The sequence below is a fragment of the Leifsonia araucanica genome (assembly GCF_051161895.1).
Taxonomy (GTDB): domain Bacteria; phylum Actinomycetota; class Actinomycetes; order Actinomycetales; family Microbacteriaceae; genus Leifsonia.
Map to the genome: position 1 here is coordinate 3,077,836 of NZ_JBMBTW010000002.1, position 22,863 is coordinate 3,100,698.

At 69.9% G+C, this 22,863-nt stretch carries 16 protein-coding genes; 12 read left to right on the forward strand and 4 right to left on the reverse strand.

Annotation, left to right across the window (positions count from 1 at the left end):
• Positions 1 to 2: 2 nt before the first annotated feature.
• The 8 genes from ACN6M5_RS14940 to ACN6M5_RS14975 are packed head-to-tail and all read left to right on the forward strand — an operon-like array spanning position 3 to position 9,116.
• The gene (locus ACN6M5_RS14940; RefSeq protein WP_434950976.1) at positions 3 to 977 is read left to right on the forward strand and encodes a carbohydrate ABC transporter permease; all 975 of its coding nucleotides are present in this window, start codon (positions 3 to 5) and stop codon (positions 975 to 977) included.
• The gene (locus ACN6M5_RS14945) at positions 974 to 1,801 is read left to right on the forward strand and encodes a carbohydrate ABC transporter permease (protein ID WP_434950978.1); all 828 of its coding nucleotides are present in this window, start codon (positions 974 to 976) and stop codon (positions 1,799 to 1,801) included. The genes ACN6M5_RS14940 and ACN6M5_RS14945 overlap by 4 nt, the downstream gene beginning before the upstream one ends.
• A complete protein-coding gene (locus ACN6M5_RS14950) occupies positions 1,798 to 3,333 on the forward strand; it encodes a glycoside hydrolase family 3 protein (RefSeq protein ID WP_434950980.1) in 1,536 nt (511 codons plus the stop codon). The genes ACN6M5_RS14945 and ACN6M5_RS14950 overlap by 4 nt, the downstream gene beginning before the upstream one ends.
• The gene (locus tag ACN6M5_RS14955) at positions 3,330 to 4,571 is read left to right on the forward strand and encodes an anhydro-N-acetylmuramic acid kinase (RefSeq protein WP_434950982.1); all 1,242 of its coding nucleotides are present in this window, start codon (positions 3,330 to 3,332) and stop codon (positions 4,569 to 4,571) included. Before ACN6M5_RS14950 ends, ACN6M5_RS14955 begins: the two co-directional genes overlap by 4 nt.
• A complete protein-coding gene (locus ACN6M5_RS14960) occupies positions 4,568 to 5,548 on the forward strand; it encodes an N-acetylglucosamine kinase (protein ID WP_434950984.1) in 981 nt (326 codons plus the stop codon). Before ACN6M5_RS14955 ends, ACN6M5_RS14960 begins: the two co-directional genes overlap by 4 nt.
• Positions 5,541 to 6,500 (forward strand): N-acetylmuramic acid 6-phosphate etherase, encoded by a 960-nt coding sequence (gene murQ / locus ACN6M5_RS14965; RefSeq protein WP_434950986.1) that lies wholly within the window; start codon positions 5,541 to 5,543, stop codon positions 6,498 to 6,500. The genes ACN6M5_RS14960 and murQ overlap by 8 nt, the downstream gene beginning before the upstream one ends.
• Positions 6,490 to 7,488 (forward strand): MurR/RpiR family transcriptional regulator, encoded by a 999-nt coding sequence (locus ACN6M5_RS14970; RefSeq protein ID WP_434950988.1) that lies wholly within the window; start codon positions 6,490 to 6,492, stop codon positions 7,486 to 7,488. The genes murQ and ACN6M5_RS14970 overlap by 11 nt, the downstream gene beginning before the upstream one ends.
• Positions 7,485 to 9,116, forward strand: a complete 1,632-nt coding sequence (locus ACN6M5_RS14975) for a beta-N-acetylhexosaminidase (RefSeq protein ID WP_434950990.1) — start codon at positions 7,485 to 7,487, stop codon at positions 9,114 to 9,116. The genes ACN6M5_RS14970 and ACN6M5_RS14975 overlap by 4 nt, the downstream gene beginning before the upstream one ends.
• Before the next feature lie 104 nt (positions 9,117 to 9,220).
• Here ACN6M5_RS14975 and ACN6M5_RS14980 read toward each other — a convergent pair whose 3' ends face one another.
• Positions 9,221 to 10,081 carry an aldo/keto reductase gene (locus ACN6M5_RS14980; RefSeq protein ID WP_434950992.1) on the reverse strand — a complete coding sequence of 287 codons (861 nt, stop codon included), beginning with the start codon at positions 10,079 to 10,081 and terminating at the stop codon, positions 9,221 to 9,223.
• Complete coding sequence (locus tag ACN6M5_RS14985) at positions 10,078 to 11,049, reverse strand: aldo/keto reductase (protein ID WP_085369694.1); 972 nt, start codon at positions 11,047 to 11,049, stop codon at positions 10,078 to 10,080. Before ACN6M5_RS14985 ends, ACN6M5_RS14980 begins: the two co-directional genes overlap by 4 nt.
• Positions 11,050 to 11,162: 113 nt before the next feature.
• On the opposite strand from ACN6M5_RS14985, the gene ACN6M5_RS14990 reads away from it, so the two are divergent.
• The gene (locus ACN6M5_RS14990; RefSeq protein ID WP_434950994.1) at positions 11,163 to 11,789 is read left to right on the forward strand and encodes an MBL fold metallo-hydrolase; all 627 of its coding nucleotides are present in this window, start codon (positions 11,163 to 11,165) and stop codon (positions 11,787 to 11,789) included.
• A gap of 34 nt (positions 11,790 to 11,823) precedes the next feature.
• Here the strand turns inward: ACN6M5_RS14990 and ACN6M5_RS14995 are convergent, their stop codons facing one another.
• Positions 11,824 to 13,794, reverse strand: coding sequence for a serine/threonine-protein kinase (locus ACN6M5_RS14995; RefSeq protein WP_434950996.1), 1,971 nt, complete (start codon positions 13,792 to 13,794; stop codon positions 11,824 to 11,826).
• A 156-nt stretch (positions 13,795 to 13,950) separates the two neighbouring features.
• Positions 13,951 to 14,232 carry a pyrophosphorylase gene (locus ACN6M5_RS15000; RefSeq protein ID WP_434950998.1) on the reverse strand — a complete coding sequence of 94 codons (282 nt, stop codon included), beginning with the start codon at positions 14,230 to 14,232 and terminating at the stop codon, positions 13,951 to 13,953.
• A gap of 148 nt (positions 14,233 to 14,380) precedes the next feature.
• Between ACN6M5_RS15000 and ACN6M5_RS15005 the strand changes: the two genes are divergently transcribed.
• The 3 genes from ACN6M5_RS15005 to ACN6M5_RS15015 are packed head-to-tail and all read left to right on the forward strand — an operon-like array spanning position 14,381 to position 22,858.
• Positions 14,381 to 17,092 carry a spectrin repeat-containing protein gene (locus ACN6M5_RS15005; RefSeq protein WP_434951000.1) on the forward strand — a complete coding sequence of 904 codons (2,712 nt, stop codon included), beginning with the start codon at positions 14,381 to 14,383 and terminating at the stop codon, positions 17,090 to 17,092.
• Between the two features lie 35 nt (positions 17,093 to 17,127).
• Positions 17,128 to 18,528 (forward strand): hypothetical protein, encoded by a 1,401-nt coding sequence (locus ACN6M5_RS15010; protein ID WP_434951002.1) that lies wholly within the window; start codon positions 17,128 to 17,130, stop codon positions 18,526 to 18,528.
• Positions 18,529 to 18,571: 43 nt separating this feature from the next.
• A complete protein-coding gene (locus ACN6M5_RS15015; RefSeq protein WP_434951004.1) occupies positions 18,572 to 22,858 on the forward strand; it encodes a type VII secretion EssC family protein in 4,287 nt (1,428 codons plus the stop codon).
• Positions 22,859 to 22,863 lie beyond the last annotated feature (5 nt).

Sequence of the window (22,863 nt, forward strand, 5' to 3'; positions counted from 1 at the left end):
CGATGACCGTTGACGTTCGTCCTCAGCCGCCGGCCGTGCACCGCACGGGCCCGGCCGGCGGCGAGGCGCCGCGGCGCCGCAAGCGCTCGTTCCTCGTGGCGGGTCGTCCGTGGCTGCTGCTGGCGCCCGCGCTGGTGGTGCTCGCCGCGCTGCTGCTCTGGCCGCTGATCCGCGTCGTGATCTTCTCGCTGCAGGACTACGGGCTGCGCGAGATCGTCAGCGGCAAGACGAACTTCATCGGGCTCGCCAACTACGCCGAGATCTTCGGCAACTCCACGCTGTGGAGCGTGGCGCTGCCCAACACGGTGGTGTTCGCCATCCTGTCCGTCTCGGGCACGGTCATCCTCGGCACGCTCGTCGCGCTGCTGATGGCCTCGCTCGGGCCGGTCTGGCGCACCATCGTGGGCAGCGCCATCATGGTCGCCTGGGCGATGCCGGCAGTGACGGGGACCTACGTCTGGATCTGGATCTTCGACGCGGACAACGGCATCGTCAACCAGACGCTCAAGGGCCTCGGGCTCATGCACGAGTCGTTCAACTGGTTCACCAACCCGGTGAGCTTCTACGGCATCGTGCTGCTCAACATCATCCACCACGGGTTCCCGTTCGTGGCGATCACGGTGCTCGCCGGACTCCTCGGGGTTCCGAAGGAGATGCTCGAAGCGGCGGAGATGGATGGGGCAGGCTCTGTCCGCCGGTTCTTCAGCATCATCGTGCCGTCGCTCAAGCAGGTGTTTGCCGTGGTCATCATCCTGTCGACGATCTGGGACTTCAAAGTCTTCGCGCAGGTGTACCTGATGCCGGGAGGCTCCGGTTCCAACCGGCAGGTCCTCAACCTCGGCGTCTGGTCGTACGTCGAGTCGTTCGGCCAGAACAGGTACGGCTTCGGCTCGGCCATCGCCGTGCTGCTGACCCTGGTCCTGCTCGTCATCACGATCGTGTACGTCCGCACCATGCTGAAGGAGGAGAAGCTGTGACCAGGTCCGTGCGCGGAAACGTCGGCAAGGCCATCGCGGTCGCCGCCCTCCTCCTCTTCACCCTGTTCCCCGTCTACTGGATGATCTCCAGCGCCTTCGACAAGAAGGCGTCGAGCGGCGGCCAGTCGCTGGTGCCCAAGGAGTTCACCCTCGACAACTTCACCTACGTGCTCACCCAGGGCGGGTTCGACGTCTTCCTCCGCAATTCGGCCATCGTGGCCGTGGCGGTCGTCGTGCTGTCCGCAGCCGTCGCGTTGCTCGCCTCCGTGGCCGTCGCCCGGTTCAAGTTCAAGTTCCGCACGGCGATCCTGTTCATGGTGCTGACCGTGCAGATGGTGCCCCTGGAGGCGCTGGTCATCCCGCTGTTCGTGCAGGTGCGCGACCTCGGGCTGCTCAACCAGCTCCTCGGCATCGTGATCGTCTACGTGGCGCTGTCCCTCCCGTTCGGCATCTGGATGCTCCGCGGCTTCGTCGCCGCCGTCCCGATCGAACTGGAAGAGGCCGCATACCTCGACGGCGCCAGCTGGTGGCGGATGTTCCGTTCCGTGCTGTTCCCCCTGGTGATGCCCGGCCTGGTGGCGACGAGCGTGTTCTCGTTCATCACCGCCTGGAACGAGTTCATCTTCGCGATGACGCTGCTCGGAGGAGCGAGCGACCAGTACACCGTCGCCATCGGCCTCAAGCAGTTCTTCGGCGAGCACACCAACGAGTGGGGCTACGTGATGGCGGCGTCGACCATCATCACGATCCCGGTGATGATCTTCTTCATCCTGGTGCAGCGCAAACTGTCCAGCGGTCTCGTGGCGGGAGCCGTCAAGGGATGAACCACAGCACCGACCCCACGGTGCGCGCATTGGTCGCCGGCGTGCTCTGGCCCGGATTCCTCGGGACCACGGCGCCGGACTGGCTGCTGCGCGAACTCGACGCAGGACTCGCGGGCGCCGTCTACTTCGGGCACAACATCGACGCGACCGACCCTGCGCAGCTTCCCGCGCTCTCCCGGCAACTGTCGGATGCGCGCGCCGGGGTGCTCCTCGGCGTGGACGAGGAGGGCGGAACGGTCACCCGCCTCGAAGCCGCGCACGGGTCGACGCTGCCGGGTGCCGCGCAGCTCGGCCGGGTGGACGACACGGAGGTGACCCGCGCCGTGGGTGCTGAACTCGCGGCCCGGGTGCGCGCATCCGGTGCCAACGTGGTGCTCGCGCCGGTCGCGGACGTGAACACGAACCCGCGGAACCCGGTCATCGGCGTCCGCTCGTTCGGTGCGACGCCCGGGCTGGTGTCCCGGCACGTCGCCGCGTCGGTGTCCGGGATCCAGAGCGGCGGTGTCGCCGCCTGCGTGAAGCACTTCCCCGGTCACGGCGACACGTCGGTGGACTCGCACCACGGGCTGCCGAGGGTCGAACTCGACCTCGCGGTGGTCGAGGCGAAGCACCTTCCGCCGTTCCAGGCGGCGATCGATGCAGGGGTCGCCGCGGTGATGACGTCGCACGTGGTGCTTCCCGCGTACGGAGAGCTGCCCGCCACCCTCAACCCGCGCATCCTGGGCTCGCTGCGGGAGCGCGGCTTCCGCGGTGCGATCGTGACGGACGCCCTCGACATGGCGGCGATCAGGGCCGAGTACGGCGCCGGCCGCGGAGCGGTGCTGGCCATCGCGGCGGGGGCCGACCTGCTGTGCATCGGCAACCCGTCCCACCTGGGGCCGAAGCGGGGCGCGACGGACGACGTCGACGATTACACCGAGGTGCGGGATGCGCTGCTCGCCGCCCTCGACGACGGCACGCTGTCCATCTCGGCGCTGGAACGCGCATCCCGTGCGGTTGCCGACCTGTCGGAGTGGGTGGCGGCGGCGCAGGTGGTGCCCCAGGCGGCGGCTCAGGCCGTGGGCTTCGACGGCGCGCGGGTGGTCCGCGAGGCGATTACGGTCAGCGGAGACGTGGGCGTGGCCGGGCGCGAGCTGGCCGTCCTCGATCTCCGGGACAGGGCGAGCATCGCGGTCGCATCGACCGCCGACCCCTTCACGGCCGCGCTCACGGCGCGCGCCGACTGCGTGCGCGTGGGAGCGGGTCCGCTGAATGGACGCGACGTCGTGGCCGTGCTGTCCGACGCCCTTGCCGAGATCCCGGCCGAACGGACCATCGTCGCGCTCGTCGACGCCGTACAGCCGGGGTCGCCGCAGCGTAGGGCGCTCGGGATGCTCGCGGCCGCACGCCCGGGCAGCGTGGTCGTGAACGCGGGACTGCCCGCGGCCGAGCCGTCTGTGCTCCCGACCGTCGACGCATACGGCGTGAGCCGCCTGACGGCCGACGTCGTCGCCGGGGTGCTCACCGGAACCACCGAAGGGGTGCGCGCATGAGGATCCTCTCGCTGCAATCCGGCACGAGCGCGGACGGGATCGACGTGGCCGTGGCCGAGGTCGACGCGCTCGACGACTCGGATGCGCCCGTCGTCGCCCTGCGACCGCTGCTCGCCCGCACGGTGCCGTGGTCGGCCGCGTTGCACGCGCGGCTGCTCGCCGCGGTCGCGGGGGAGAGCATGACGCCCGCGGAGTTCTGTGAGCTCGACACCCTCGCCGGTCAGGAGTTCGCCGCCGTCGCTGCCCGGGCGGCAGCAGACCTTCCCGGTGGCGTCGACCTGGCGGTCTCGCACGGCCAGACCCTGTACCACTGGGTGGCGGACGGGCACGCCCGCGGCACCCTGCAGATCGGCGAGGCGTCGTGGATCGCCGAGGCGCTGGACCGGCCCGTGCTCTCCAACGTGCGATCGGCCGACATCGCTGCGGGAGGAGAGGGCGCCCCGCTGATGGGGCTGTTCGACCGCGCCTGGCTCTCCGGAGCTGCGGAGGCCGAGGACCGCCCGATCGCGACCGTCAACCTCGGAGGCATCGCCAACGTCCAGGTGGTCTCGCCGCCGAGCATCGACGGCGCAGGAGGCGGCCTGGTCGCCTTCGACAGCGGGCCGGCGAACGCGCTCATCGACGCCGCCGTCGCCCGTGCGACGGACGGACGCGAGAGCAGGGACACCGACGGGATGCTCGCGAGCGCCGGCAGGGTCGACGACCGTGTCCTCGCGGAGTTGCTCGCGCATCCCTACTTCATCGCTGCGCCCCCGAAGAGCACCGGCCGCGAGACGTTCCACCTCGGCGTCGTGGACGCCGCGGTCGCAGCGGCGGGGACGCATCCCTCGCTGCCCGATCTGGTGGCTACCCTCACGGCCCTCACCGCGCGCACCGTCGCCGACGCCGTCCGCTCTGCCACGCCGGTCGTGCCGTCGCGCGTCATCGTCTCCGGCGGCGGGGTGCACAACCCGGCCATGCTGCGGGCGCTGACCGCTGTGCTCGCGCTGCACGGCATCGCCGTCTCGACGAGCGACGAGTGGGGGATCGCGGCCGACGACAAGGAGTCGCTGCTGTTCGCCCTCGTCGGCTTCCTCAGCTGGCACGGCATCCCGGCCGCACTGCCCGGAACGCCCGCGGGCCGCGCACGCGTCCTCGGCCAGTTCACCATCACACCAGGCACCACCCTCGGCCGCCGCTTGACCGGCATCGCCGGACTCCGGCTGGCCGGCGACCTCATGAAAGCTGCAACACCATGAACGCTCCCCCCGTCCTCGCCGTCGACCTCGGCAAGACGAGCTGCCGCGTGCGCCTCAGCGTCGACGGCTCCGTGATCGCGGAAGCCGCAGCGCACGGGGCACCTGGCCTCGCGGAGGAGGACGGCGCGACGCGGTCGTTCACCGCCGTCGTGGATGCGGTCGGCCTGCTCTCCACAGCGCCGCCCGCCGGATGCGCGGTCGGCGTCGGCGCCGCGGGCAGTGAGGCGGCGCCGGCCGCAGCCCACGCTCTCATCGGCCTCCTTCGCGAGCGGTTCAACGGACCCGTCGCGGTCATCAACGACGCGCTCGCTGCACACGCCGGTGCGTTCGAGGGTGCGCCGGGCACGATGCTCATCGCGGGGACAGGCGCTGTCGTCTTCGCCGTGGACGAGGCCGGAGCGGTCCGGCAGGTGGACGGCTGGGGGCCCTGGCTCGGCGACGAGGGCAGCGGGCAGTGGCTCGGGCGCCACGGCCTGGTCGCCGCCCTTCGCGCGCACGACGACCGCGGGCCGCACACGGCGCTGCTCGCCGACGCCGCTGCGCTCACCGGCACCGGTGCGCTCACCGGCGCCGCTGCACCCACCGACGCGGCCGCTGCGCTCACCGCGGGGGCAGCATCCGGTGGCGGGGTCGCGTCCCTGCCGCACTGGGTCTCCGAATCCGGGACCCCCGCCCGTCAACTCGGGAGGTTCGCGCCGACCGTGATCGAACGCGCGTCGGAGGGCGACGCGGTCGCTGTCGAGCTCGTGGAGCGCGCCGCAGCGCACCTCGCCGACTCCTGCGCCGCCGCCGGGCAGCCGATCGTCTGCGTGGCCGGCGGCCTCGTCTCCCACCCGTTCTTCGCGGACAGAGTCTCTGCCGCACTGCACGCGCACGGACTGCGCGAGACCGTCCAGAAGGGCGACCCGCTCGCCGGGGCGGCACTGATCGCTGTCGAGCGATCGCTGCCGTACGAAGAAAGGATCATCCGTGGCTGAGCCGCAGACCATCGCAGACCTCCGGGAGACCCTCGGAACGCTCGCCACCGAATCCGTCGCGGACAGCTACCGCGACCTCGACCTGATGACGGTCGCCCAGCTGGTCGATGCCATGAACGCCAGCAACGCCGAGGTGCCTGCCGCCGTCGCCCGCCAGAGCGCCAGCATCGCCGCAGCGACCGAGGGCGTCGCAGAGCGGATGCGCCGTGGCGGCCGGCTGATCTACGTGGGCGCAGGAACCGCGGGACGCATGGGCATCCTCGACGCCAGCGAGATCCCGCCGACCTTCGGCACCGTCCCCGAGCTCGTCGTCGGCGTCATCGCGGGAGGCGAGCAGGCCATCCACACCGCCGTCGAGAACGCGGAGGACGACGAGGAGGCAGGGGCCGCAGCGCTCGCCGCGCTTCGTCTCGGGCCGCTGGATGCTGTCGTCGGCATCTCCGCATCCGGCCGCACCCCGTACGTGCTCGGCGCCATCGAGCACGCGAAGCAGGTGGGCGCGTTCACCGTCGGCCTGGCCTGCAACGCCGGCTCCGCCCTCGGCAGCGCGGCGGAGGTGGGCATCGAGGTGGTCGTCGGCCCGGAGATCCTCACCGGCTCCACCCGGCTCAAGTCCGGGACGGCGCAGAAGCTCGTCCTCAACATGATCAGCACCATCGCGATGGTGCAGCTCGGCAAGGTGCACGGCAACCTGATGGTGGACCTGCGCGCGACCAACGCCAAGCTCCGCGCGCGCTCCGAACGGACCGTTATGCTGGCCACGGGCGTCGACGCTGACACGGCGGCAGCCGCCCTCGACGCGACCGGCGGCTGGATTAAGGCGGCGATCCTCATGAGCGAGACCTCCATCGACGCCGCCACGGCCACGCGGCTGCTCACCGAGCACGGCGGACGGCTCCGCGACGCCCTCGCGGCGGCCCCGGACGGGAACGGGCGGCAGCATGTCGGTTGACGTTCTTGCCGCCGTCCGGCAGGCGCTACCGCAGCTCAGCGCAGCCGAGGCGAGGGTCGCCAAGGTCGTCATGGACGACCCGGCGCGCGTCGTCGATCTGACGATCACCGAGCTGGCGGCCGTCTGCGACGCATCCCAGGCCACCATCGCCCGCTTCTGCCAGGGCCTCGGCTTCACCGGATACCGGGAGTTCCGGCTCGCCGTGGCCTCCGCGACGAGCCGCGAGCAGGTCACCAGGGAGCGGTTCGACCTGACGGAGAGCGAGATCGACCCCAACGACACCGTGCAGGAGGTCGTGGCGAAGATCGCGTACCAGGAGACGCTGGCGATCGAGGCCACCGCGAAAGAGCTCGACGTCGAGACGCTCGACAAGGTCGTTGCCGCGATCGTCGCCGCCCCGCGCGTCGACCTCTACGGTGCAGGGTCGAGCAGCCTCACCGCGCAGGACCTGCAGCAGAAGCTCTCCCGGATCGGCATCACGGCGTTCTGCTCCGTCGATCCGCACCTCGCCCTCGCGTCCGCCGCCCTGCAGAAGCCGGGCAACGTCGCCGTCGGCATCTCGCACTCCGGGCTCACGCTCGAGACGAACCACGCGCTCGCGGTCGCCCGCGCCGCGGGAGCCACGACCGTGGCGATCACCAACTTCCCCGACTCCCGCATCGCGGCGGAGAGCGACTACGTGCTGACCACCCAGGCGCGCGAGAGCCTCTACCGCTCCGGGGCGATGTCGAGCCGCATCGCTCAGCTCGCGCTGGTCGACTTCCTGTTCGTGCGCGTGGCGCAGCAGCTCTACGACCAGATGACGGAATCGCTCCGCCTGACCTACGAGGCGGTGAGCAGCCAGCGCCTCGCTCCGGAGCGGCACCGCTCCGGGAACGGCCACGGCGGCGCGCACGACACCGGGAACGATGCCGGCGCGCACGACACGGCGCACGGCGCCGCCCACGACGCCGCCTCCGGCCATCACGACGAGGAGCACGCGGAGTGAACGCCGCGGAACGGCTCCTGCCGCGTCCGCGCCGGATCACCGAGCTCGACGGCGAGTTCGTCCTCGACGAGGCGACCCGCATCCTCTCCGACGCGTCGACCGCCGGGCCCGGCGCGCTCCTGCAGGCGGTGCTGCGCGCCTCCACGGGGCTGCCGCTCGGCGACGCGACCGGCGCGGGCGACCGTGTGATCGCCCTCTCCGTCGATCCGTCGATGGCCGACGAGGCCTACCTGCTCTCGGTGACGCCGGGCGGTGTCCGGATCGTCGGCGGCAGCGCATCCGGGGTCGGCAACGGCATGCAGTCGTTCCTGCAGTTGCTGCCCCCGCAGGTGTACCGCCGAGCCACCGTGCACGGGATGCGCTGGGCGGCCCCCGCCTGCGAGGTCGCCGACGAGCCCGCCTTCTGGTGGCGGGGCGTGATGCTCGACGTGGCCAGGCACTTCCTGCCGCTGCACGACGTGCTGCGGTTCGTGGACCTGATGGCGATGCACCGGCTCAACGTGCTGCACCTGCACCTCACCGACGATCAGGGCTGGCGCGTCCAGATCCTGCGGTATCCGCGGCTCACCGAGGTGGGGGCGTGGCGGCGCGAATCGCAGGTCGGCTACGGGGTGGATGCGCCCGGCGACGGCCGACCGCACGGCGGCTACTACACGCAGGACGATCTGCGTGAGCTCGTCGCATACGCTGCGGCACGCGGCATCACCGTGGTGCCGGAGATCGAGTCGCCCGGGCACGTGCAGGCCGCCATCGCCGCCTACCCGGAACTCGGCGTCACGGACACGCAGCTCGAGGTCGGAACGCGCTGGGGGATCATCCCGAACGTGCTCAACGCCGAGGAGGGCACGGTCGAGTTCTTCACGAATGTGCTGGACGAGGTGCTCGACGTGTTCCCGTCCGAGTTCATCGGCGTCGGCGGAGACGAGTGCGTGAAAGACCAGTGGCGGGCCGACCCGCGCACGCAGGAGCGGATGCGCGAGCTGGGCGTCGCCACGGAGGACGAGCTGCAGAGCTGGTTCATCCGGCGGCTCGATGCACACCTCACGGCGCGCGGCCGGCGGCTGTTCGGGTGGGACGAGATCCTGGAGGGCGGCCTCGCCTCCGGGGCGACCGTCGCGTCCTGGCGCGGGTCGACGGGAGCGGTCGCCGCCGCGCGGGCCGGGCACGACGTCGTGCTGTGCCCGGACGAGACGGTGTACCTCAACTACCGGCAGTCCGAGCATCCGGACGAGCCCATCCCGTTGGTGGTCGTGATCACCGTGCGGGATGTGTACGAGTTCGACCCGGTGCCCGCCGGCCTGACCGAGGCGGAGCGCGAGCACGTGCTCGGCGGGCAGGCCAACCTGTGGACCGAGTACATCGACTCCCCGCGCACGCTCGACTACTTCGCGTTCCCGCGGCTCTGTGCGCTCGCCGAAGCGCTGTGGACCGCGGGTGAACGCGAGTACGACGCCTTTGCGGCCCGACTGGATGCGCACCTCGCCCGGCTCGACGCGCTCGGCGTCGAATACCGGCACGCCGACGGCCCTCTGCCGTGGCAGACCCGTCCCGGCATCCCCGGCCGCATCGACACGCGCGCGGCCCGCGCCGCCACCGTCGCGGCCCTCACCGCCAACATCGCCCCCTGATCGGCCGGCCCCAAAAGATCGAGTCCGAAGCTGTTCACGCGACACGCCGGTGTCGACCGTGAACAACTTCGGACTCGATTAGCGGGGGAGCGGGACAGGCGGGGTCAGGCGGCGTCGAGCGCGGCCAACTCCTCGGGGGTGAGCGTCAGGTCGGCCGCGGTGGCCGAGTCACGGATCGACTCCGGGCGTGATGCTCCGGGGATCGGGATGACGTGCGGGCTCTTGGCGAGGTGCCAGGCGAGCGCGACGACCTGCGGGCTGACGCCGCGCGCATCCGCGACCTGCTGGAACGGTGCGAACCGGTCGCCGAGCGCCGCGGCCGACGTGATGCCGCCCAGCGGGCTCCACGGCAGGAACGCGATGCCGAGTTCGTCGGCCAGCTCCAGCTCGGGCTCGCTCGACCGGAAGGCCGGCGAGAACTGGTTCTGCACCGACGCGAGACGGCCGCCGAGGATCTCCTGCGCCTGACGGATCTGCTCGGGGTTCGCGTTCGAGATCCCGGCGAGACGGATCACGCCGTCGTCGAGCAGATCGCGGATCGCGCCGACCGAATCCTCGTACGGCACCTCGGGGTCCGGACGGTGGAACTGGTACAGCCCGATCGCGTCGCCGCCGAGCCGCGCGAGCGACGCCTTCGCGGCCTCCTTGATGTACTCGGGGCGGCCGTCGACGTACCAGCTGCCGTCGCCGGGACGGAGGTGGCCGCCCTTGGTGGCGATCAGAACAGTGGATGCGTCCCCGCCCCAGCTGCGCACGGCGCCGGCGATCAGCGACTCGTTGTGACCGACCTCGTCGGCGTGCAGATGGTATGCGTCCGCCGTGTCGATGAAGGTGACGCCCGCGTCGAGTGCCGCGTGGATGGTGGCGATGGAGCGCTCGTCGTCCGGGCGGCCCTCGATCGACATGGGCATGCCGCCCAGGCCGATCGCGCTCACCTCGACGTCGGCGATTCTGCGTGTTCTCACCAGGCGTAGTCCTCCGGTGCTGTCTTGTGGCCAGGGAAGATCTCGTCCAGGCGCGCGAGTGCGGCCTCGTCGAGGGTGACGTCGACGGCACGGACCGCCGCATCCAGTTGCTCCATCGTGCGCGGCCCGATGATCGGCGCCGTCACGGCCGGCTGCGCGAGCAGCCAGGCGAGCGCGATGTCTCCCGGCTCGTGGCCGAGCTCGTCGGCGAACGCCTCATACGCCTCCACAGCATCCCGGTGCTTCTCGAGGGTCTCCGCGGCGCGCCCTTCCAGGCGGCGCTTGCCCTCGTTCTGCTTGCGCACGACACCGCCGAGCAGACCGCCGTGCAGCGGGGACCAGGCGATGACGCCCACGCCGTTCGCCTGCGCGGCCGGCAGCACTTCGAGCTCCACCTGACGGGTCAGGAGGTTGTAGATCGACTGCTCGCTGACCAGACCGGTGTAGTTGCGCTTGCGGGCCTCCGCCTGCGCGGTGGCGATGTGCCAGCCGGCGAAGTTGCTCGAACCGGCGTACAGGATCTTGCCCTGCGCGACGGCGACCTCCATCGCCTGCCAGATCTCGTCCCACGGGGTGTCCCTGTCGACGTGGTGGAACTGGTAGATGTCGATGTAGTCGGTCTTCAGCCTGCTGAGGCTGGCGTCGAGCGCGCGCCGGATGTTCAGCGCGGAGAGCTTGCCGTCGTTGGGCCAGTCGCCCATGTCGCCGTAGAGCTTGGTGGCGAGCACTGTGCGCTCGCGGCGGCCGTCACCCTTCGCGAACCAGTCGCCGATGATCGACTCCGTCGCGCCCTTGCCGCGGTGCTGCCCGTAGACGTTGGCCGTGTCGAAATAGTTGATGCCGTACCCGTGCGCCGCATCCATGATGGCGAACGAGTCGTCCTCGCTGGTCTGCGGACCGAAGTTCATCGTGCCGAGTGCGAGTCGAGAGACTTTCAGGCCGGACCGGCCCAGATGTGTGTACTCCATACCGTCAGCATCCGCCCGCACGAGTCAGCTGTCCAACAGGAGATGTGGATGGCATTGTGCAGGGTGACAACTGAATGGATGCGCCTCCCGGGCGACGGTGCAAAGCTGAGCGCATGCAGCTCCTCACCGACGGCGTCTACCGCCTGCAGAAGGCCACCGGCGCCAACGCGTACCTCGTCGACACCGGAGACGCCGCTGTCGTCATCGACACCGGGACCCCGGGCGGTGCGGCGAAACTGGCCGCCGAGCTCCGGGAGGCGCGCGGCCTGCCGCCGGTGACGGACATCGTCCTCACGCACTACGACCCCGACCACGCCGGATCGGCCGCCGCGCTGCAGCGCGAGACGGGCGCCCGGGTCTGGATCGGCCGCGCCGACGCCGCCGTGCTGCGCGGAGAGACGCCGCCGTCGACCGGCTTCCGGAGGTTCCTCGGCCGCGTCTACCCGAAGACCGAGGTGCCGGCCGACCTGCACGAACTCCCGGATGCTGCCGAGACGGAGATCCTGCCCGGCCTCGTCGCCATCCCCGCTCCCGGGCACACCGACGGCCACATCGTCGTGGAGTGGCGCGGCGTGATTTTCGCCGGGGACGCCGTGCGCGTCTCGAAGGGCAGGCTCGTGCAGATGCCGCGGCTGCTGATCAGCGACAAAGCGCAAGCGCTGGCGACGACCGAACTGATCGCATCCCGTCGCCCGCGGCTGGTGTGCCCGGGGCACGGTGCCCCGGGGCGGTTGGGCTAAAAGCTGAGCGCCGCTCGCGCCTGAGCGCCGCGCGTCATTCCCTCGTCGTGATGGCGAACGGGGAGCTCTCCAGGTCCGTGAAGTTCCCGACCGACGCGCGGAGCCGGCAGTCCGATGTCACCGAGAGCGCCGTGACGGTGCGACCGTCGGACGAGACGGCGACAGCACCGGAGCACCCGTCCGCGAAGCGCACCGTGTCGAGCGGGCCGGCGACGTCGGTGAGCATCTGGGACGGAGGTCCCGTCGATGGACTGCGGAACAGCGGGTTCACTTCGTCAGGACCGCTCGGCCAGACCGGAAGCAGGGTGACGGGAAGGGGCGTCTGACTCACGGTCCGCGGCGGCACGGAGACGCTGATGTTCAGCAGACGCTGCACGGGGTACGCGGTGGAAACGCTTGCACTGTCGGTCATGGCGTCGGTGGTCATCGACGCGGCCATCGCCAGCCACGCGTTGAGCTCGGCGCCGTCCGCGACGGACGCGATGAACGTGCCCGTCGCGGTGACCCGTCCGTTCTGGGGCACCGTCAGGCCGTCGAGTTTCCAGCCGCACTCGGCCGTGATGCCGGTCGTGGATGCCTGGTGCTTGGTGCCATCGGCGCCCTTCCACGCGACGGCGGGGCAGGCGGAGCGGTCGCCGACCGAGGGGACCGCCTGGAAGAACGACCCGGAGAGCGGAGCCTTCTGCGCCGTGTACGTGACGGTGAGGGAGACGCGGCGGGTGTCAGGGTCGAACTCCGCGGAGCGCGACACGGTCAGCCCTGTCGGGAGAGGCTGGTCTTGCTGTGAGGCCTGGAGCTTCTGAGCGGACGATGCCTCCGGCTTCCCCGTTCCGCCTCCGAATGCGACGGCCAGCCACACGCCGAAGCCCGCAAGCACCACGATGCCAGCGGTGCCGAGTGTGATCGTCTTCGTCGTCATCCATGCGGGGCGCCCCGTCGGCTTCTGCGGCGCAGGGGCAGCCGGGACGGAGAGGGGGGCGCTGCGGCGCATCGGGCGCAGCATCGTCTGACCGCCGGAGTCGCCGAGGTCGGGGGACTCGGCGGCGAGCGGAGAAACATCGTCGGGCAGGTCAGGAGCGCTGGATATCAGGTCACCACGCAGCATCGTCGCCGGTCGCTCGATCTCGACGAACGTCTCCGTCTCCGGAAGCGCTTCGAGTGCTGGCAGGGTGCTGAAGCGCGTGGCCAGCTGTGCGAGCAGTGCGGCGGCGTCGGCCGCCGACGGGCGCCGCCGCGGGTCCTTCGCCAGCAGGCTGTCCAGCGCCTCCCACAGCGGATCCGGCAGGTCCAGCCGGGGCGGCAGGGATGTGACATGGCGGTACGCGACGGAGAAGTCGGTGCCGGGGCCGGCGAAGGGAGTGCGCCCCGCCAGCAACTCGTAGAGCATCACCCCGGCCGAATAGACATCCGCTGCCGGCGTCGTCTGCCCGTGACTGATCAGCTCCGGCGCCATGTACAGCGGGGTTCCGAGGAGCCCCGTCGTCTCCCGGTTCCGCTCGCTGACCACCGACGCGATACCGAAATCCGTGACGCGGACCGTGCGGCGCTGCCCGGGCTGCCACGCCTCGGTCAGCAGGACGTTGTCCGGCTTGATGTCGCGGTGCGTGACGCGCTGTGCGTGCGCGACCGAGAGGGCGTGGAAGACCTGCGAGCAGAGCGCGAGCGCGTCGCTCGCCGCCAGAGGCCCGTTATCTGCGAGGAGGTCACGCAGCGACCCTCCGGAGAGGTACTCCATGACGATCGCGAGAGTGGAACCCTCGACCACGAGGTCGCGCACGTCCACGATGTGCTCGTGACGCAGTCCGAGCAACACGGATCGTTCACGCACGAAACGCTCGACCAGAGCCGGGTCGTTCGCATGCTCCGGCTTGAGGATCTTCGCGGCGACGCCGACCCCTCCGGCGACGGGTTCGGCGATCCAGACGTCCCCGGCGGCGCCGGAGCCGATGCGTTCGACCAGTCGATACGATGCGCCGAGGGCGTCGCCGGGCTGCGGCAGCGACATCAGGTCGTCCTCTCATCCACGCCGTACTCCAGATCCCCTCGACTCAGCACGGAGAGCCTCCAGGCGTCAGCGGTCGTGACGAGGACCACTGATCAGCCTGAAGGCTCTCCTCGGCGGACGGAACGAACGGTGTCGTCCGTATCGCGCCTGTGGCAGCTACGCGCCGCCGCCCGCGGTGAAGATGTTCTGCGAGATCTGCTCGAGCTGCGAACGAAGTTCCTCGAGCTCGGTCTTCACCTTGTCGAGAGCAGTCTTCGTCTCCGGCCAGACGGAGCCGCGGAACTGGGTGGCGAGAGGGCCGTCCCACACATTCGGGTCGGACAGGACCTTGCCCTGTGCGTCGAGCTGGCTGATCTGGTCGGTGAAACCACCGTTGAGGATCGACTGAACCTGGCGGATCGCCGCCTTGGCCTCCTCGGTTGAGAGCACACGCGACATAAGCGAAACCTCCATGGATTGAGCGAAGGACCCGGGGCTCCGGGCCTGCCCATCACACTATGGGACAGGTGTAAGAAATACCAAATGTATAGCAAACTATGTAAATATAGATTTCTCCACCATCCTGCACCCGAACGAGGAAACACAGATGACGAACGTCGCACGAAGCGCGCGGGCACAGCGCCGAGCAGGGGCGATGCGCCGGATCTGCGCCATCGCCCTCGTCGGTGTCCTGGCCGCCACGACCGGCTGCACGATGCTCAGCGAGGAGGAGGCGCAGGCCACGCGGGTGCTCCAGTCCGTGCGCGTCGAGCTCGCTCCGAGCGGCAAGATCCAGGCCGTCAACGGCACAGCGTTTTTCGTGGACGACGGCACGGGTGCTGCGTCGAGCACGACGACGGAGTACAGCGTCGCCGACGCCGTGGACACGCTTCCCGTGCGGGTGACCACGCGGTACCGCACGGCTGACGGCACCGGCGCCGACCTGGCTGACATCGCCGGATACAGCGGGCGCGTCGACATCGAGCTGACGCTCGAGAACCTGCTGGTGGCGTCGGAGAACGTCACGTACGACGTCGTCGGGGAATCCAGGACGACGCCGGCGCTCGTTGGCACTCCGCTGAGCATCGCCGCTTCGACGGTGATCCCCGAGACCTCCCCAGGACACATCGTGTTCGACGCAGAGTCGGAGCGGCGCACCAACGGTGTCGTCAGTGCGTCGGGAGACAACGGGAGCGTCATCCAGTGGGGTGCGCTTCTTGCGCCGCCGCAGTCCGCAGCCACCGCGACGTTCCGGCTCGTTGCCGACGTGAAGGATTTCGAGGTGCCGTCCTTCGACATCGCCGTGCAAGCGGGCATCCACGCCGATCTCAGCTTCACCGGCGCGATGGCGTCCGCGTTCGACAGCAGGCCGGACTCCGAGCTCGCGGCCCAGCAGCAGACGATCAGTCTCGTCGCCGACGTGAACGATGTCCTCACTCGGGCCGGAGGAACGATCACCGAGGTGCGCAAGAACCTCAACGACACGTCCGGCAGGCTCGGAGTCAGGGCGTCGCAGGGCCTGACCACGAGTTCGAAGCAGCTGACGGCGGAGATGAGCGCGCTGTCCGGTCAGGTCACATCGCTCGAGAGCTCTCTGAACAGCTCGCTCACCGGAACCTCGTCCGCGATGTCGGCCGAGCTCTCTCGCATCGTGCACTCGATGGCGTCCCTGTTCGGAAACACGGCGGCAGACGCGCCGACGCTGATCGACGGCACCGGATGCGCTGCGACGATGCTCCAGGATGACGGCGACGGCACCGTCTTCTCGATGTTCCTGTACCTCTCGGGCCTGCTCGGCGGGTACGCCGATGCGTCGGAGGGATGCCGGGATGATATCCTCGCCGAGGTCAGCAGCGTGATCGGCCCGGAAGTGCCGGACGGGACGGCCTGCGCCGCTTCCGCACGAACGTCGGCCACCTGTTCGCTCTTCCAGAGCACGGAGACCGTGCTGGCGAGCCTCGTGGCCCTCGTCGACAGCGGGCAGCTGCTCGTCAGCAGCCTGGAGACGCCGACCATCGCCGATGGGCGTCTGGCTCACCAGGAACTGACCAGCCTTCTCGGCCAGATCGAGGAGTCGGCCCGCGAAGTGAACAGCCATGCGAGCGATCAGCGGTTCTGGAAGCAGCTGCTCGATTCGGTCACGTCCGCGCGAGCATCCGCAGACACGCTCGGCGCGCTGCGTGACGATCTCATCGGCATCAGAGACGGCCTGATCGGCGACGACAGCGTGCAGTCTCAGCAGGAGCTCATCGCGAGCATGCTCTGCACGCTGATCGAAGACGGAGACGTCACAGATCCCAAAAAAGCGGAGGCCATCCGGGCGCAGCTGGACGACAGAAAGTGCGACGGAACTCGCCAGGCGGTGGCGGACAGGCCACAGAACGGCACCTCCGTGAGCCGGCTGGCGACGATCGCCGCCGCGGTCGACACGGCGGCCGCGGCCGTGGATGTCGAGTCGCCGACCTCGTCCGTCTCGAAGCTCGCGACCGCGCTCACCAGCCTCCACACCACGATCAGCGCGACGCTCGACAGCATCAAGGACCAATCGTCGCTTCAGCCGGGCAAAGAGCTCGAGCGGTTCATCAGCGAGGCCATCGCGGCCAGTGAGATCGTCGGTCAGAAGCTGGACACGGCTCAGGCCGAGCACGACGCGCTGGCCGCGGACATCCAGGATGCCTTCCACACAGCGGCGACGGATACCGAGAAGGCCGTCACGGAGGATTCCGAGGACCGGATCGCGAAGCTGAACGCCCGGCGCACGCTCACCCATGACGAGCTCTCCACGTCGTACCAGGCCCTGATCGACGGCCTCCGGTCGTCGGCAGCGTCGTCGCTGGTGAACGGACGCGATCTCGTCGACGATCGAAAGGCCCGGCTCGACACGAGTATGGCGCAGGCCACACAGGCCCTCGATGAGCGCACCACCAGCGCGCTCGAGAGCATCGAGCTCAGCACATCCAGGTCCGTCCGCGATATCGAGGCTGCGTCTGCGCTGCTCACCGACAGCTTGAACAAGGTGCTGCTCGATCTGGGCGACCCCACCGTGCGCGGCTCGGGCATTCTCGGGGCGATGTCGTCGAGCGCTGCACTCTCCGACACGGCCGACTACCAGCTCGCCCAGGCTTCTCAGCACGCTTCGGGCTATGCGAATGTGCGAGAGCACGATGTGGCATCGATCCTGTTGCGCATCGCTCAGTTCCGGTCGGCCGTTGGCAAGACGACGTCGTTGCCCGCATTCAAGCTCGATGTGCCGGAGGGTACGACATCGCAGACGATCTACTCGTTCGCGCTCGCGAGCGGAAAGAGCGGAAAGAAGTGAGCGAGGAGACGGTTCCCGAGACGGCGGAGCCCTCGGTGCACTCTGAGTCCTCGGGGTGCTCGGCGCGCTCGGTGCGCTCGGGGCGCCGCCGGTTGCTCGCGCTTGCCGGCGCTGGTGCCGGCACGGTGGTGATGGCCGGCGTGGTGACCATCGTGGTCCTGTTGGCCGGCTCCAAGCCCGTGCCCGATCCGGTTGCCGCGACGGTCCCGGTGGCGCTCTCGCAGCTGAAAGCACCCGACGGAATGGCGATCGGGGTGATCGTCACGCTGGGTCAGGGGAGGGTCGAAGGGTCCGAATGGGGGCCGGCTTCGCACGGTGCGGTCGTTGCTCAACACCGGATCGCGCGGGGCGGATCGAAGGTCACCCTGCTCGTCGAAGACGATCGTGGCTCCGCGAAAGGCGGCGCGGAGGCCGTCGCCCGGCTCGCCGCGAAGGGAGTGTCCGGAATCGTCGTCGCGTCCTCCGGGCCCCACGTCGCCGCTGCTGCTTCGGCCGCGAGCGAGGCGGGCATCCCACTGGTCCTGCCATACGCCTCGATACCCGCCGACGCCGGACGGCTCGACGGTGTGTGGTCGATGGCCCCCGGAACCGGTCAGCTCGGTTCGGCGATGAAGCGTGCGCTTGCCGCGTACGATCATCCGCTACTACTCGACCTCGGTGGTGAGAGCCAGGGCGCCGTGGTGGTCGCCGACGCGCTCCGCGCCGACGGCCGTGACCTCGGTGAGTTCGCGGACGACGTTGCGCGACGAGCCGGCGCGGACCGGGCAGCCCACGGAGCGTACGCGGGCGGAGAGCGCGAAGGCGACGCTCCGGCGGAGGACACAGACGGTGCGTCGCGCGTCGACGCGCTCGTCATCGACGGTCATCCGCAGGCGATGGCCGACCTGGTCGCCGCGCTCGAGTTCAGGAAGGTGTCCGTCCCGATCGTCCTGGGTCCCTCAGCGGTGAGCCCGGTGTTCACGCAGACGCTCGGCGAACGCGGCGGCGCCGTGTCGTCCGCCCTTCGAACGGTCGGGAGCGGCGCGGAGGACACCGTCGCACTCGGCCGGAACGCGAGCGGCCGGGCCATGTCCGCGTACCTGCAGGCGCTCAGGCAGCTCGCAGACGATGCGAAGGCGACCAACCTGAGTGCGGATGCTCCGTTCGCCGACGTCGCGTCGTGGGCGGATGTCCGCAGCCACGACGCCGTCATCGCTCTCGTCTCCGCTGCCTCGAAGGGTGGGGGAGCGAAGCCGGAGAACGTGCGACGTGGCCTCGCCGACCTGAAGCTCACGGCCGCCGACGGAGTCGCGGGAGCCGACCTGGACTTCGCCGACGCTCAGGTCGTGTCGCAGAAGACCAGGGTGCTGCACGCGACGAGTCAGCAGCTCGGCCTCCGCCCGCACAACCCGGAGAGTCTCACCCTGAGCTGGTTCTCCGAGCCGGCCGGCGAGTGAGCAGTCCGACGCAGCAGAACGACCGACCAGGAGGGGTGCCCGGATGCGGGTTGTGATTGATCTCGACGGCTCTCGCGAACGGATCGACGTGGAGGCCTGGCAGCCGCAGTCGACGCTCGCGCAGCTCATCGCGTCCGCGAGCGGCCTGCGTCTGAACGCGGACGAGCAAGTGTTCCTCGATGGTGCGCCGGTGGCGGCGACGACCGAGCTGAAGGCCCTGACCATTCTCGAGGGGTCGAGGATTTCGCGGACCGCACCGGAACCGGTGCGCGGCATCGGCGAATGGAGCATCGCGGTCTCCGGAGGCGCCGGCGCCGGGCAGGTCGTCGCCGTTCCGAGACACCGAGCCATGGTGCTCGGCCGCGCACCCGGTGCCGATGTGGTGCTCCCGACGGAGAGTGCATCCTGGAATCACTGCACGGTGGAGCTCGTCGACGATGGGGTCCGCATCAGGGACGCCGGCTCCACGAACGGCACCATCGTCAACGGCGAGCCGGCGGGCGACGATGGCGTGCTGCTGACCGGGCCGGCCACCGTCATCGTCGGAGGTGCGGTCCTCGCGGTTCGGCCGGACCTGATCGAGCCGACCGCTCCCGCCCCGGGATCGTTGCAGAACCTCACCCTGGCTGCGACCGCGCCGTTCAACCGGCCGCCGAGACTCGGTCAGGCCGAAGCGGGCGAGCCGGTGCTTCCCCCCTCGCCGAAAGACGTCCCTCCCGCGTCGAAGTTCAACCTCATCGCGGTGCTCGCCCCGCTCGTGATGGCCGGCGTCCTCGTGGCCGTCCTCGGAGACATGCGCTTCGCGATGTTCGCCCTCCTGAGCCCGGTCATGGCGATCGGGATGTACTTCGAGCAGCGTCGGCGCCGCGCGAAGAACCTTCAGGAGGAGGACGCCCGCTTCACTGCGGCACTGGCCGACCTCCAGAACGAGATCGTCGAAGCGGCACGGATCGAGACGCTTCGACGGCAGGATGCGGTTCCCGATCCGTCGATCGTCCTCCGCCGCCCTGCGCTCCCGTCGACGCATCTCTGGCACAGGCGGGCGGATCAGGCCGACTTCCTTGCGCTGCACATCGGCAGCGGCGATGTGCCGTGGAAACCGGACCTGGATCTGCGCGGCGTCTTTCGCCTGGACGACCGCGTGAAGGAGGTGCTCGCTCAGGGGAGGCTGTCATCGGCGCCGGTCATCGCGGACATCAGCGGGGCAGGCGTCATCGGGATCGTGGGCGACCGCGACGGGTGCCTCGCGCTCGCACGGAGCCTGGTCGTGCAGGCGGCCGTCCACTGCGGTCCGGCCGACCTCACCATCAGCGTGTTCTGCGACGAAGGCCGGGAAAGCGAATGGGAGTGGGCGTCGTGGCTGCCGCAGACACGGCAGGCGGGAACCAGCGACGGCGCACGATGGATGTCGAACCAGCGCGAACAGAGCGCGACGATGCTCCGCGGCCTGCTGGACGGGATCGAAGGGCTCCCGACTCCTGCCATGCTCACGGTGATCGACTCCAACGTTCTCACGGAGGGCAGGGATGCTCCCGCTCGCGACCTTCTCGGCTACGGGCGAATCACGCCGGGTTCTGCGGCGGCGTCGCAGGCTGCGTCGCGCAGCGCATCCGGGATCGTCATCGCCGGGACGGTCGATCAGCTCCCCGCATCCTGCACCACCGTCGTCGAGGTCGGGCCGGACGCCGCGTGCGTCGTGCAGCACGCCGACGACGCGGGCCGCATCGATCAGGTCATCCTCGCCGGGGTGACCATCGAGGATGCGGAGACCTGTGCTCGCACCCTTGCGCACTTCGAGGACCCCGAGCTCGTGGTGCCTGGCGCATCCCTGCCGTCCCTCGTGCGGCTGCCCGAGCTGCTCGACATCGAGACCATGAACGCCGATACGGTGCGCGAACTGTGGGCCACGTCGTCGGGCATCTCGACGCCGGTCGGCCTCGGCGAGGCTGGACCGCTCAGCCTCGATATCGTCAAGGACGGACCACACGGTCTGGTCGGTGGAACGACGGGCTCGGGAAAATCCGAGTTCCTTCGTTCCCTCGTCGCCGGTTTGGCCGCGCGCAACGACCCGACGCAGGTGAACTTCATCCTGATCGACTTCAAGGGCGGCGCCGCGTTCAAAGCGTGCGAGCGCCTCCCGCACACGATCGGCACGATCAGCAACCTCGACGAGCAGCTCGCAGACCGCGCGCTCCGGTCGCTCGAAGCCGAGATGGAACGGCGGCAGCGCCTGTTCGCTCAAGCGGGAGAGGACGTCGACAATCTGCCCGCCTACCTGGCGACGAAGCCGGCGGAACCGCTCCCGCGCCTCCTGCTCGTGATCGACGAATTCGCGATGCTCGCCAAGGACTTCCCCGATGTGCTCGCATCCCTCGTGAGCATCGGGGCCGTCGGCCGCACGCTGGGCGTGCACATGATCCTCGCAACCCAGCGTCCGGCCGGCGTGGTCAACGACGACATCCTCGCCAACACCAACCTGCGTGTTGCGCTGCGGGTGCAGAGCCGCGACGACTCGTCGAACGTCATCGGTGTGCCGTCGGCGTCGAGCATCGGGCGGGCACAGATGGGCCGCGCGTACGTGAAGCTGGGCCAGGACGACATCACGCCCGTCCAGACGGCGCTCGTCACCGGCCGGGCGCAGAAGGCGCTCGCCGAAGAGGTGCAGTTTCGTCGGGTCGGGCTCTTCGGGGTCCCGATCGACCGACCGGAGCCGGCGACCTCGACGCCGACGGATGCGAACGACCTCGATCTCCTCATCGACGCCGTCGTCGCTGCGAACGATGCCGCGGGCTACCCGCCGCCGCGCCAGGTCTGGCCGGAGGCGCTCGGCGAACGGGTAACGCTGAGCGGGTATGCGGAGTCGTCTGCTGCTCAGGGGCAGCCGGTGTCCGGGGAGGCGATTCCGGCCGTCGGCGGCGCGGAGGGCTCCGTCGTCCTGGTCGGGCTCGCCGACGAGCCGGCCATGCAGCGGCAGAGCCCGGCCGGCTGGGACCTCGCCGAGGGGAACCTGCTGCTCATGGGCATCCCGGGCAGCGGGACGACCACCACACTCGCGAGCCTCGCACTCGCGCTCGCGCAGACGCACGCACCCGATGAACTCGACCTGCTCTGCCTGGACATGAGATCGCGCGGGCTGGCCCCGCTCGCCGACCTGCCGCACACGGTCGCATACGTCGGAGCCGGCCAGGGGGCGAAAGAGCAGCAGGTCCGCTTCCTGCGCTTTCTGCAGACCGAACTGCAACGCCGCCGGGAGAGCAGCAGCCCGCAGCGGCCGGCCGTCGTCCTGATCGACGGCCTCGCGACTCTCCGAGACGAATTCCAGGACTATGAGGGACAGCTGCTGCTCGACGCCCTGTACCGCGCGTACGCGGACGGCCCGAGTGTCGGACTCCACTTCGCCGTCGCGACAACCCGTGCCAAAGCCGTTCCATCGGCGATGGATGAGGTCACCACGCAGCGCTGGGTGTACCGGCTCGCAGACGCATATGACTACTCGTCGCTCGGAGTCAAAGGAAAGGACGTGCCGGCGTCCGTTCCCGGCCGCTGCGTGGACATCCTCTCCCTGCGCCAGATGCACATCGCCACGCCCGATCACGGCCTCGACGCCGCCGTGGCGGAAAACGCCGAGCGCTGGTCGGGGGCGCAGCAGAAGCCGGAGGCGATCGGTGTGCTGCCCGAGCTGGTGCAGAGCCGCGACATCGCCGGGCAGGCGGATTTCACCGCAGAGCCGTACCGGCTTCCCGTCGGCATCCGGGAGGACACGCTCGCCCCGGCGCTTCTCGAGGTCTACGAAGGGGAGCACATCCTGATCGCCGGACCGGCACGATCGGGCAAGTCGACGCTCCTGCTCGGGATCACCGCGATTTTGCGGGCATTGCCGGACGGGCAGCGCCCGGCGGTGTGGGCGGTTCACGACCGCCGTTCCCCGCTCGCGGACGAAGAATTCGACCGTGTGGCGCGCGACGTGGACGAGCTGCCCGCCCTTCTGGCTTCTGTGCCTGAGCAGACCGGGCAGGTCGTGCTGATCATCGACGACGCGGAACGGGTCGAGGACCCCGACCAGTCGATCGCGGCTCTGGTCAACAATCCGCCGCGAGGTCTCCTGATCATCGCAGCGGGCCGGGCCACCGACCTGCGAACCACATACAGCCACTGGACCAAGAACGTGCGCAAAGCCCGGTGCGGCGTGCTGCTGCAGCCGGACACCGATTACGACGGCGAGCTGTTCAGCACGAAGCTGCCGAAGAACGCGCCTGTCGCGATCACTCCCGGTCGCGGATACGCCTGTGTCGGAGGGGCGACCGCGCTTGTTCACGCGGTGAGCCGATAACGCGA